The following is a 12,477-nucleotide window of genomic DNA, read 5'->3' on the forward strand; positions in this document are numbered from 1 at the left end:
ACCCCGGGCATCGCAACCAACTGCGGCATAGACCGGGGTATCGCACCCAACCCCGGCCCCGCCCGGGGCATCGCACCCAACCCTCGCCCCACCCCGGGCATCGCACCCAACTGCGGCATAGACCGGGGTGTTGCACCCGGCTCCGGCCGCGTACCCCGGACCCACCCCCCGCTTGGAGGACGACACACGCCTGCAGGCAGACGCCACCGGACAACCTCATCCCCACGAGCGCGGCCAGATCAGCACCATGGGTGCGGAGACAGTGACCCAGTGACCCGCAGAAGATCACAAGGAGCCACAGAAGATCACGAGCTGATCGGCAGCGGATCGCCGCGTTCGAGCAGGCTGTGAGCAGGACTTTGAGCAGGACTTTGAGCACGGCTGTGAGCACGGCATCCTCGGTCCTTTGGGCGCGTTCACCACGGAAGGGCCGGTCGCTCTCGCCGACCCCGGCTATGAGGACGCTCCCAGGGTGGGCGGGAGAACCATCGCGGCCATGGCGACGGCGGGGGCGGGCAGAGCCGGGAAGAAACCGGAGGGTGGGTGGGGGTGTCACCGCACCCGATCGACACCAGCTCGAATGGTTGAGCGCCATAGCGAGTGGGCGGGCAGACGCTCCGGCCGGCCGTGATAGTGGGCTTCTGGTGAGTGGTTGTTCAGCGGCCGGCGCGGCTCCCGATAGATCAGGACCTGGTTGCCGCCGAGCGTAGGGCTCGATAGAGCAGGCCGGGGTCGCCGAGGCGGTGGCGGAGGAGCTTTTCCAGGCCGCCGATCGGCACCAGGTTCTGTGGCGCTCGGGGGTCTTTGTAGTCGACTCCCGCGAGTGAGGGCAGTACCAGCGTGATCGCGTCGGCTAGGGCCGCGACCTCGGGGCCGGACAGGTCGGCTCCGGCCTCACAACGTGCGATGCCCGCCCAAGGCGCTTGCGAGCGCACGGGCAATTTCACGTACCAGGCGTGGCGCTGCCAGCTGGTTCCCATCCGGAAGACCGGCGTGCGCTGCCCTCTGGTGAGCGCGGGTACCACGGCCGCCTGCGGTTTCGGCAGGTATGAGGTGTGGTGCGTCTTGACGTACCCGACGGTCCTCGGCAGGTGGGTGCGACCGCGCAACGGGCCGTCCACGAGCAGTAGGTCGTCCTCCCCCGATTCGGCGCGGTAGTCGATCGCGAGAGTCACCTCAAGCTCGGTCAGGCGTCGCTGCAACGCCAGCGACAGGTCGTCCAATCCGCCGTCACCGCTCTGTTCCGCCTGGTAGACAGCCAGGTCGGTGGCCGCCTCCGGCGCGCTCGGCGCCGAACTGAACAGCGCCCGTCGCACCTCGACAGCTGCGAGCGACGCGGGCGTGTCACCCCCCGGGACGCACCGCACGATCCCGGCCGCATACGACGCCGCGATCCCGGCCGCCGGCATCTCCCCCTCCGCTCCGTCCACCCACACCCGGGCATCGATCCTGCGCACCCCATCAGCGATCAGCAGCACCTTGGGGACCGCGGTTCCCGGCGCGGGTGTGATCGGCCGCCACTGATCGGCCGGAACCTCAACCTCCAGTTCAAGCTCCGCCGAGCTCCCTTCAAGCTCAGCCATCGCCTCAACCGCAACCGCCGCCGCATACCCCGGATCCCACGGATCGACGGTGAACCCCGGCCGCCGCAAGGTAGTACTCAACTGCCAGCCCTCCGGACAAGACTCAAACCAGGCCGATACAGGGTCGTGCTCAGCCAGCGACGCCCCGGAAGAGAGCCGAACCGGGCCGATACGAAGGTCGTGCTCATCTTGTGGTCCTCCGGACAAGTGCCAAATCGAGCCGATACGGGGTGGTGCTCATCCGGCGACCCTCCGGAGAAGACCCAAACCAGGCCGATACAGGGTCGTGCTCAGCCAGCGACGCCCCGGAAGAGAGCCGAACCGGGCTGATATGGGGGTGGTGCTCATCTTGTGGTCCTTTGGACGTGGGAGCCGGTTTGGTCGCGGGTGATCTCGTAGCGGGTCGGGACGCGGTCGGCGAGGGCGGGGACGTGAGTGACGACGCCGATCATGCGTTCGTGGCTGGAGGCTAGGCGTTCCAGGGTGGTGGCGACGGTGTCGAGGGTGGCGGGGTCGAGTGTGCCGAAGCCTTCGTCGAGGAAGATCGAGTCGAGGCTGCGGGCGGCGGAGGCGGCCAGGCCCGCTACCTGGTCGGACAGGGCGAGTGCCAGTGCGAGGGCAGCCTGGAAGGTTTCACCGCCGGAGAGTGTGCGCGCGTTTCTCCGCAGACCGGCCTCGGCGTAGTCGACCACCTCGATCTCGCCTTTGCCGCCCAGAACCAGCTCGTACTGACCGTCGGAAAGATCCCGGAGGGTGTCCGAAGCGGCGGCGATCAGCAGTTCCAGGGCTTCCGCGCACAACCAGCGCTCGAACTGGTTGGCCCGCAGCAGCAGGGACAGCTCGTGCGCGACCCTGGCCTCCTCGTCCCGGTCGGCCACCTCCTGGGCCAGCTGCCTGGCCCGCTCCCGGGCCTCCCGGATCCGCTCCAGCCTGCTCTCCGCCTGCGCCACCGTGGTGGCCAGCGCCTGCCCGATCCGCATCGGCGTGAAGTCCGGCGGCACCACAAGCTCATGCTCCCCGAGCCGGGCCACCAGCTCGGCCCGTTCCCCATCCCGGACCCGCAGGGCCTCGGCCAGCCGTTCCCCCCGCGCCCGTCCCGCCTCCCGCTCCGCCTCGGCCGCCTGGTCACGCCAGGCCAGCAGCGCCGCCCAGCCCCGATGGATGTCCGCCCGCTCTACCGGCGGCGGCCGGAACCCCGCCACCGTGTCCCGCGCCGCCTCCAACTCCCGCCACGCCTGCTCGACCCGCCCGCGCAACCCTGCGGCGGCCCGTTCTGCCGCCGCGAGCGCCGCCCTCCCCTGGCGAGTCCGCTGCCGCGCGGCCGTCACCTGCCTGCCCGCTTCATCGAAAGCCTGAAGTTTGCGAGTGATCTCTCCCAACTCCACCCGCGCCATCTCGCCGATCCGCGCTGCCTCCCCCGCACGAGCGGCCGCATCCCCGAGCGTGGCCCTGCCCACACCCATGGGCCCATCCCCCGGCAAGGGCCTACCCGCACGGGCAGCCGCATCCCCGGACGTGGCCCTGCCCACACCCATGGGCCCATCCCCCGGCAAGGGCCTACCCGCACGGGCAGCCGCATCCCCGGACGTGGCCCTACCCACACCCATGGGCCCATCCCCCGGCAAGGGCCTACCCGCACGGGCAGCCGCATCCCCGGACGTGGCCCTGCCCACACGCATGGGCTCATCCCCAGGTAAGGGCCTACCCGCGGGTATGGGCTCATCCCCAGACCTGAGCCCACCCGCAGGTTGGCGCTCATCCCCAGGCATGGACCGGCCCGCAGGCAGGGGCTCATCCCCAGACGTGAGCCCACCTGGAGAAAGGGGCTCGTCTCCTGGCATGGGCCCGCCCGCAAGCAAGGGCTCGTCCGCAGACAGGGACTCGTCCGCAGGCAGGAGCTCATACGCTTTTGTGGCGACTTTTCGTGAGAGGTCGGATAGCTCGGTGGTCAGTTTGCCGGCGTGACGAGTGAGAAGGTCCGCTTCCGCGGTTGCTCTGCCGTGGTGGGAGCGGGCGTCTTCTGCGTGTTTCCGCGCGGATCTGACGGCGCCCTCGGCGGTGCTGAGGCCTGCCAGGGCGGGGTGGTGCGGGAGTTCGGTCACGGGGCGGAGGCAGGCGGGGCAGGGTGCTCCCACGACAATGTTGTGGGCGACTTCGGCACCGGCGTGCGCCGTTCGCAAGCGGTCGCGTTCCCGCTCGGCGTCGGCTAGGGCGCGTTCGGCCGCCGCGGTTCGCTCGACGAGGGCGGGGAGCGCCGATGTGGCCTGGTCCGCCTCGGCGCGTGCCTGGACTGCCTGACCGGCGACGCGCAGGTACTGCTCCAGCAGGCTGCCGCGTTCTCCCAGTGCGGACCGGTCGCCCAGGTCGGCGAGACGCCTGTCCGCGAGTTGCTCCGCCTCCTCCAGGGTGGTCACGGTGGTGCTCGCCGCTCCTACCGCCTCCTCGGCGGATCGTTGGCCCTCAGCCAGGCCGGGCACATCGCCGGGCATGGTCAGACGGGTCAGCGCGGCCAGGGCGCCTGCCGCGGCCCGCTGCTCCTCCTGGAGCCGGCGTACGGTCTCGTCGTGGGCGGTCAGGGCCGTCAGATCGTCGCCTACGCGGGACGTCAGCTCTTTCAGGGCCGCCAGGCGCTCGGTCGCGGCGCGTTCGGCCGGTTCGTCGGCTCCGGACAGGCGGTTGAGTTCGTTGCGGGCGAAGGTGGCGTGCTGTTTGGCGGTGTCCTCCTCGCGGACCGCGCGCTGCCGGATCCGCTCGTAGACTTCGGCGTCCAACAGTTGGACGAGGAGGTCTTGCCGGTCGCGGGGCTGGGCGTGCAGGAATTCGGCGAAGCGGCCCTGTGGGAGGACCACGCACTGGGTGAAGAACTTGTACTCGAGGCCGGTGATGCGCTGGACCTCGGTGGTGACGTTCTCCCCTTCCGCGACCGCGTTCGTCACCTTGGCCAGCAGGTCGGTCATCGGCGAGGCGGGCGGCACGCCGGGATCTAGCTCGTCGAGCCTGGCCTCTTTGGTGCGAACGCTGTTCTTGGCGTCCCGGAGCAACGTGCGGACGACACCGTGACGGCGTCCGGACACCTCGAAGACCAGGGCCACCCTGCCGGAGGTGGCGGAGGGGGCCAGGGCATAGGCGACCACGTTCTCCTTGCCCCAGCGGGGGACGGTGCCGTAAAGAGCGAAGCAGATGGCGTCGATCACCGTGCTCTTGCCAGAGCCCGTGGCACCAACCAGGGCGAAGTAGTCGACATCGGCGAAATCAACCTCGACCGGTTCGCGGAAGCTACCGAAATTCTCCAGATACAACCGAATCGGACGCATCAGCTCATCACCTCGTCACACGATCGGACCGGGCAGGTCAACTCGTCACACAACCGAATCGCAGACATCAGCGCATCACCCCGTCACACGATCGGACCGGACGGGTCAACTCGTCACACAACCGAATCGACATCAGCGCATCGCCCCGTCACACCATCGGACCGGGCAGGTCAACTCGTCACACAACCGAATCGCAGACATCAGCGCATCACCCCGTCACACGATCGGACCGGGCGCATCAATTCGTCGTGCAGCCGAATCGCGCGCATCAGTTTCGTCGCCTCGTCGTGCGGCCGGATCGGGCGGGTCAACTCGTCACCTCGTCGTGTAGGCGGTCGAAGAGGGCGGCTACGCGAGGGTCGTCGCGGCCGGTGGCGCCGAGATAGTCGCGGAACAGGTCACGGGGGCCGCGCGAGGCCGGGACCGAGTCGCTGTCGCGCCGCCTCGCCTGGGTGGGCCGGAACTGTTCGTGTAGGTCGACCTGGAGGGCGCCGGGCAGGAGTTCGCGGACGATGTCGGCCAGGCCGGGGCGGGGTTTCTCGGCCACGATCACGCGGAGCCAGGTCTCGGTGAGGTCGGGCGCCATCGCCTCCAGTTCGGCGAGGGTGCCGGTCACGGTGGCCAGGGCGCGAGCCGAGGTGATCGCGACCTCGCGGACCACGGCGGGGCTGCCGGGTTCGACCGTGACCAGGAGCGCTCCCGGGGTGTTGCGTTCCTCGCCGAAGTCGACGGCGATCGGGGAGCCGCTGTACCAGATCGGGCAAGGGCCCGGCATCTGCTGGCGGCGGTGCAGGTGGCCGAGTGCGGCGTACTGGGTGGTGGATGGGAACGCGGTGGCCTCGAAGTAGTAGGAGAAGATCGATTGGGCCTCGCGTTCGCCGCCGCCGAAGCGGCCGCCAGGCAGGGTGCCGTGGGTGGTCACCAGGTTGACGGTGTCGGCGGTGAAATCCGCCGTCATCGCGGCGGCGAGCTGGCCGAACCGTTCGGCGTAGTTGCGATTGTGCTCGGCGGCCGACTCCGTCAACGCCTCCGCCGCCCGGACCACGTGCCGATGGGACAGGAACGGCAACACCGCCAGCCGGACCGGCTCACCCGAGCGGGCCGTGAACGTGACCACTCCACCTCGGTCGGGCCGCCGGAACGTCCCCAGCACGTGAATGCCCAGCGCCCCCAACACCGGCCGATATACATCCAGCAGGTAAGGATTGTCGTGATTGCCCGCCAGCACCACGACCTGGCGGCCGTCCTCGCGTAGCGCCATCAGCGCGGGCATGACCAGGGCCTGCGCCTCCGGCGTGGGCGCGGACGTGTCGAACACGTCCCCTGCCACGATGACCGCGTCCACATCCTCGGCGCGTGCGATTCCCACCAGTTCGCGCAGCACCGCCCGATGCTCGTCCAGCCGGGCACGCCCTTTGAGCACCTTGCCCACGTGCCAGTCGGCGGTGTGAAGGATCTTCATCGGACTCCTCGTGCTGCGAACTGTTCGGTTGGAAGGGAGCAGGCGACTGTCCGCACCGGTGATAGCGGGCTCGAAACTCCTTCGAACGTCCGAGTCGCGGCCTGGCATCGGGGTCGCGGGGCGGGTGGCCGCCCCGCGGCTCTGGCGATGAACAGCCTAGAAAGGCGGGATGTCATCTTCAGGAGCTTCGGCGGTTAAACCCGCGAACGGGTCGGACAAGGCCGGACGGGATGGGCCATTGCTCGTGGGTGGCGGGTTGCCCGCCTCGGCCGGGCGGGTGGCCCAGGCCGGGAACGGGAACGAGATGGCGAGGGGGACGGGGATCTCGGGCTGGGCCACGAACATCGTGCCGGGTTTGGCGATGGTGGCGCGTTCCCTGGCTGTGGGGGGCAGCCAGCCGTACTCGGCGCGGGCGGCTTCGGCGGGGTCGAGGCGGCCGGCGACGCGGACGGCGCAGTTGGCGACGATGCGGCGTTCCACCTCGGAGGCGGTCTGCTGGGCGCCGATCAGGATGACGCCGAGGGATCGGCCGCGTTCGGCGACGTCCAGGAGGATCTCCTTGATCGGGGAGTCGCCTTCGCGTGGCGCGTACTTGTTGAGCTCGTCGAGCACAACGAACAGGAGCGGGCGGGCCGAGCCCGTGCTCTCCTTGCGGGCGAACTCACCGCGCAGGACGACGCCGACCACGAAACGTTGCGCCCGTTCGGGGAGATTGTGCAGGTCGACGATGGAGACCTGGGCGTCGGAGGTGGCGATCGTGTGCGGCCGGCCGGGTGGCAGGTCGCCCCTGACGATCGGCGACAACGACCTGATGGAGGTCCTGAGCCGTCTCAGGAAGGCGTTGATCGTGCCCAGCGGCATCGGGGCGCCGGTCCAGGCGACGCGGGTGCCCTCGTCGGTGAGCCGGTCGTCGATGAAGTCCACCAGATCCTGGTACGTCCGGCAGATCGGGCCGTCTTCGAATTTGATCGCTCCCGAGTCTCCGGCGGGCTGGGCGGCGGCGCGCAACCGGGCCGCCATCTGGCCGATCAGCAGGCTGTATTGCGCGCGCTCGTCGTCGGCGTCCGCGAAGACGAACCGCAGCAGCTCCTGCTCGACGAAGTCGGCCAGCGTCCAGTAGAACGCGCTCACGCCGCGCGTCCGCGCCGACACGTGCGGCACCGCGTTGGGGTCTCCCGGCCGTGGCGGCGCGAAGACGTGCACGCTCCGGAAGGGTCGTGCGGGCAAGCCCAGTCGCGCGTACTGATCCCTGGCCACGTCGTCCAGCCGGGTGTTGTCGTAGTCGAGGAACAGCAGATCCTCGCCCTTGACCGAGAAGATCAGCGCCTTGGTGTTGGCGGCCTCTGCTCCGAGCATCCCCGAATGGAAAATCGAATAGAGCAGGAAGGTGGCGAACGACGTCTTTGTCGCCACTCCGGAGACTCCCGAGATCGACACATGCGCCCCCCGGGTCCCGTCCAGGAAGTCGAAGTTCACGAACGCCGGAAGCCCGTCCCGCCCGAGTCCCATCGGCACGCGGCGTTCCATCACGTCGAAATACAGCGCTTGGTCCCGCTCGGCCCCCTGCGCCCGATACGCGAGCGCCCCCGGCAGCGGCGGGACGAACACCTCCGGCTCGATCCGCGTCACCTTGACCTCGGCCACCTCCACGACCGCCGCCGGCAGGCTGCCATCCGCGATCAGGAAGACGTCCGAGTCGAAGGCGGCCCCCTCGTGCCGTGCCTCGACCTTGGTCACGATCCCCGCCACCAGCACCGGCCCATACCCTGGCACTTCCCGGCGAGTCACCACGACATCGTCGAGTTGCACCACCTTCCCCGGCGCCAGCCCCACCCAGAACGACAACGGCGAAGCGGACTGCGTCCCCAGCACCCGCCCGACCATATCCGCGGACACATCACCGCCAACCCCCGCGCGGACATCCCCGGCCACGTCCGAGCCGACTCCGTTGGCGGCTTCAATGGTCACGCTTCCCCCTCCCGTCACGGCACGGCTCACCCGTCCGCCCAGCACGACCGCAGCGTAGCGCCCCCCACTGACGTTCCGGGGCTCTCCCCGGCCAGCGGTTATACGGGTTCGGCCATGCGGCGTCCTCTTGGAACCAGAATGAATACGCATCGCGGAGACGGCCCGTCCGCCTTAAATGGCGATGGGATGGCCGGTTCGAAGCGGTGCCATCGCCCTTGGTCACTCGCGTTTCGCGATTTCCTCGGTGAGCTGGGGAACCACCTGGTTGAGGTCGCCGACGATGCCGAAGTCGGCGATTGCGAAGATGGGAGCCTCGGGGTCCTTGTTGATGACCACGATGGTCTTCGAGGTCTGCATGCCCGCCCGGTGCTGAATCGCCCCGGAGATACCCGCCGCGATGTACAACTGCGGGGACACCGTCTTCCCGGTCTGGCCGACCTGGAAAGCGTGCGGATACCAGCCCGCGTCGGTGGCCGCGCGGGAAGCGCCGACAGCCGCGCCGAGGGAATCGGCCAGCTTCTCGATGATGGCGAAGTTCTCGCCGGACCCGACACCGCGCCCGCCGGAGACCACGATGGCGGCCTCGGTGAGCTCGGGACGGGCGCCCTTCTCCTGCTTGACCCGCTCCACGATCTTCGCGGCGCGCGCCGCGTCGGTCAGGGCGACGTCCACCTTCTCCTCGACAGCCGCGCCAGGGGCGGGCACGGGGGCGGTGGAGTTGGGACGGACCGCGATGATCGGCGTGCCCTTGCTCACCCGGCTGTGCACGTTGACGCCACCACCGAAGATGGACTGATCGGCGATGAAACCCTCACCCAGCCCGACGGCATCGGTGATCACTCCGGAGCCGGTCTTGACGGCGAGCCGCCCGGCGACCTCCTTGCCCTCAGCCGTCGAGGCGACCAGCACGGCCGCCGGAGACCGGGAAGCCACCAGCGAGGCCAGCAGTTCGGCCTTCGGCGCGACCACGTAGTCCACGATGTCGGCCGAATCCGCTACATACACCCGCTCCGCGCCGAACTCGGCGAGCCTGCCCTTGGCGATCTCGGAGTAGCCAGGACCGGCCCAGACCGCGGCGGGCTCGCCAAGCGAGCGAGCAAGAGTCAGCAGCTCAAGGGTGACCTTCTTGACGTCTCCGTCGACGTGCTCGACGAGCACCAGGATCTCACCCCTCCCTAGATGAACTTCTTCGACGCGAGGAAGTCGGCGGTCTTGATCCTGCCGTCGGACAGGTGGGAAGGGCTCGCTGACCTGTGGCTTGGGAGGTAACGGTGATGGCAGGGTCGAGTTCTCGCCGTCCAGCGCCTGCCGCGCGTCCGCGGAAACCATTCGGCTGTCATCGTCAGTGAGACGCTCCAAGGCCTGACGAGCTGTCGCGGAGAGTCCGGTGTTGGGGCTACGCAGGAAACGAACCAGGTCGGGAATGATTCCCGCGCGCACGCCGGGGATCGGATGTTCCAGGGCGAACAGCAGCTCGCTCGGCAGCGGGATCGCCTTGACCACCACGGGGCGGGGGTTGCGGGCGATGAACAGGTCGCCGTGGATGTTGAACGCTTTCCCCGGGGTCTGGTTCGGTGTCTCTTCTCGTACGCGGTCGTAGACGTAGTCGTACAGCTCGTCGACGGAGACGCGGCCGTCGCCGTCGAGGTCGGCGGCGCCGGTGCGGAGGCCCTGGACCAGGGCGTGGGTGAACACGGAGGGGCGTCCGCTGCCGGTGGTCGGGGAGCCAGGCTCGAAGGAGTACTCCATGGCCGTGGACGCGGTGATCACTGCTCGGCCGCGGCCTTCGAAGCGTTCGAAGTCCACCCGGTTGGTGGCGCGCGGGGTCATGCCCGGCGGGAACGCGCCGCTGAAGCAGCAGTCCAGGAGGAGGACGATCTTGCGGGAGCGGCTTCGGTCGATCTGCTCGTTGACGAACACCGAGGAGACCCCCGTGGAGGCCAGGCGGTTCAGGGAGGTGTTGGAGCTCGCGAAGTAGAGGCGCCCGGAGTCGTCCTTGACGCCGTGGCAGGAGAAGTAGAGCAGGAGCAGGTCGTCCAGTTTACGGTCGGCGAAGAACGCCTCCACTTCCTCGGCTATGACGTACGCCGGTTGGTTGGCGACCGTGCGTACCTCGAAGCCGCCGATGTCGGGATCGGCCAGGACCTCGGCCAGTTCCCGGGCGTCGTGCGACGGCGCGCGGAGCGCGCCCAAGCCGGTGTCACGGTAGGTGTCAGCGGCGACGATCAAGGCATAGGAGCTCATGGTTCGATTTCTCGCTGCCTGGCGATCCACTCCTCGATCAAACGGCGCTGGTCCCGGCGGGACAGGCCGGTCGCGTCGATGACCTGCCCGTTCAGCTCAAGCTTGATGCTGCGCCCGCGCCCACGGGTGATCCACGCGGCCAGGACGTCCAGCAGGCCGGCCACTCCGGCGGACCCGGCGACGCTGACCCACACCTCTCCGAGGACGTCCATCACGGGTCCTTTGGCTCCGGGAGGAGGGGGCACCGTAGGCATCGGGACGGTCTCGAAGTCCAGTTGGCGTAGTTCGTCACGGAGTCGCCTGGCAACGCTCGTGAGCTCCTCGGCGTCACTGTCTGCCCCAAGATCGAGGCGAATCCCAACCATCGTCTCCGTCATGGAACAAAGGTGGACTAAAAGTCCCAGGCACAGCAAGGCGTACGGCAGGGGAAGCTTGGCGTTTGGGCGTACCGAATCGTCTTGCAAGGACCGATCCGGATTCACCAACACAATCCGCCCATGAAATACAAGGGCTTGCTGCTCGCCTGCCAAGACTTCGACTGTCCCAGTCAGAATTCAATCGGCAGAGGCCCCGCCCGCCCGGTGGGCTGCGGCGGGTGCCGGGCTCAGGTGGGCCAGGCGTCGGCGAGGAGCTGGCGGGTGTCGCGGAGAAGTTGCGGGAGGACCTTGGTCTGGCCGATCACCGGCATGAAGTTGGTGTCGCCGCCCCAGCGCGGGACGACGTGCTGGTGCAGATGCGCGGCGATCCCCGCCCCGGCCACCTGTCCGAGGTTCATTCCCACGTTGAATCCTTGCGCGCCGCTGGCTTTGCGGAGCGTGCTTAAGGCACGTTTGGTGAAATCTGCTAGTTCGGCCACTTCGGCGTCGTCCAGGTCGGTGTAGTCCGCGACATGCCGGTACGGGCAAATCATCAAATGGCCGGAGTTATAGGGATAAAGGTTCATTAGTGCGTATACCACCGACCCGCGGGCGATGATCAAGCCGTCCGCGTCGTCGCGCTTCGGGATCTCGCAGAACGGGCAGCCGTCGTCGGCGCCGGTTCCGGATGGCTTGTTCTCGCCTTTGATGTACGCCATCCGGTGCGGGGTCCAGAGTCGTCCGAAAGCGTCAGGTGCGCCTGCCCCTTCCGGCAGCCCGGGGTCATCTGTCATGACGGCAGCATATGACCTCGGTGGTAGGGGCTCAGCGCGTGCCCCTGCTGCTCTGCCGGCCGGGCTGGAGAGCCTCTCCTGGCGGGGACGGAGAGCGCGGATCACCCATGGAAACCCGGATCGTCACATGCTCGCCTATCGGCGGACAAAGGTTCAGATCTTCCGGCAGAATTCCAGGCCTGACCCCGAGGAGATGATCAACATGACCGAAGTCGTGTCCTACGAGGAGACCGCCGGATCCGTCATCGACGAACCGGCCGAGGAAGCACCAGCCGCCGAGGAGACTCCCGCTACCGTGGAAGCCGCGCACGTCGACGCGATCTCGGTGTCCGGGCTCAAGGGGAAGATCACCGTCGCGGACGAGGTGGTGGAGAAGGTCACCGCCCTTGCCGCCCTCCAGGTCCCCGGCGTGGCCGATCTGGGCGGCGACTTCGAGCGCGCCTTCGAGTCGGTCCGGGACCGCATCGGCTTCGGTTCCAAGCGCGCCAACCAGGGTGTCAAGGCCGAAATCCAGGACGGCCTGGTCGCCATCGACGTCACCATCGTGATCGTCTACGGTCATGTGGTCATGGAGGTGGCCGCCGAAGTCCAGTCGAACGTGGCGACGTCGGTTGCCCAGATGCTCGGCATGGAGGTCGTCGAGGTCAACGTCACCGTGGACGACGTCCGTCTGCCTGGCGAGGAGACCGAGGCCGAGTCCGCCTGATCTCACCAGAAGGTACGGCTCCTGGCTGAGTGGGGGCCGTACCTTTTGGC

Annotated in this window: 8 protein-coding genes and 1 pseudogene; 1 reads left to right on the plus strand and 8 read right to left on the minus strand. The window is 68.6% G+C overall.

From position 1 onward, the window contains the following. Positions 1–683: 683 nt before the first annotated feature. From Amac_RS52935 to Amac_RS52965, 8 genes and pseudogenes are all read right to left on the minus strand, one after another. The gene (locus tag Amac_RS52935) at positions 684–1,583 is read right to left on the minus strand and encodes a hypothetical protein (RefSeq protein WP_246269262.1); all 900 of its coding nucleotides are present in this window, start codon (positions 1,581–1,583) and stop codon (positions 684–686) included. Between the two features lie 344 nt (positions 1,584–1,927). Continuing rightward, positions 1,928–4,897: an AAA family ATPase gene (locus Amac_RS52940; RefSeq protein ID WP_155362000.1), complete on the minus strand. Its 2,970-nt coding sequence runs from the start codon at positions 4,895–4,897 to the stop codon at positions 1,928–1,930. A 307-nt stretch (positions 4,898–5,204) separates the two neighbouring features. After that, positions 5,205–6,359, minus strand: a complete 1,155-nt coding sequence (locus Amac_RS52945) for an exonuclease SbcCD subunit D (protein ID WP_155362001.1) — start codon at positions 6,357–6,359, stop codon at positions 5,205–5,207. Between the two features lie 156 nt (positions 6,360–6,515). After that, positions 6,516–8,327, minus strand: coding sequence for an ATP-binding protein (locus Amac_RS52950; RefSeq protein ID WP_246269263.1), 1,812 nt, complete (start codon positions 8,325–8,327; stop codon positions 6,516–6,518). Between the two features lie 219 nt (positions 8,328–8,546). Further along, positions 8,547–9,491 (minus strand): electron transfer flavoprotein subunit alpha/FixB family protein, encoded by a 945-nt coding sequence (locus Amac_RS57085; RefSeq protein WP_246269264.1) that lies wholly within the window; start codon positions 9,489–9,491, stop codon positions 8,547–8,549. Positions 9,492–9,896: 405 nt separating this feature from the next. After that, positions 9,897–10,571 (minus strand): annotated as a pseudogene (locus Amac_RS57090) (caspase family protein); the annotation flags it as partial. Then, on the minus strand, positions 10,568–10,948 hold the full coding sequence (locus tag Amac_RS57095; RefSeq protein WP_307729876.1) for an effector-associated constant component EACC1: 381 nt from the start codon (positions 10,946–10,948) through the stop codon (positions 10,568–10,570). The gene Amac_RS57095 and the pseudogene Amac_RS57090, both read right to left, overlap by 4 nt. A 227-nt stretch (positions 10,949–11,175) precedes the next feature. Next, positions 11,176–11,721, minus strand: a complete 546-nt coding sequence (locus Amac_RS52965) for an HIT family protein (RefSeq protein WP_155362004.1) — start codon at positions 11,719–11,721, stop codon at positions 11,176–11,178. Positions 11,722–11,923: 202 nt separating this feature from the next. Here Amac_RS52965 and Amac_RS54375 point away from each other — a divergent pair, with 202 nt between their 5' ends. Further along, positions 11,924–12,427: an Asp23/Gls24 family envelope stress response protein gene (locus Amac_RS54375; protein WP_170323107.1), complete on the plus strand. Its 504-nt coding sequence runs from the start codon at positions 11,924–11,926 to the stop codon at positions 12,425–12,427. Positions 12,428–12,477: the final 50 nt, after the last annotated feature.

The organism is Acrocarpospora macrocephala (genome assembly GCF_009687865.1).
Lineage (GTDB): Bacteria > Actinomycetota > Actinomycetes > Streptosporangiales > Streptosporangiaceae > Acrocarpospora > Acrocarpospora macrocephala.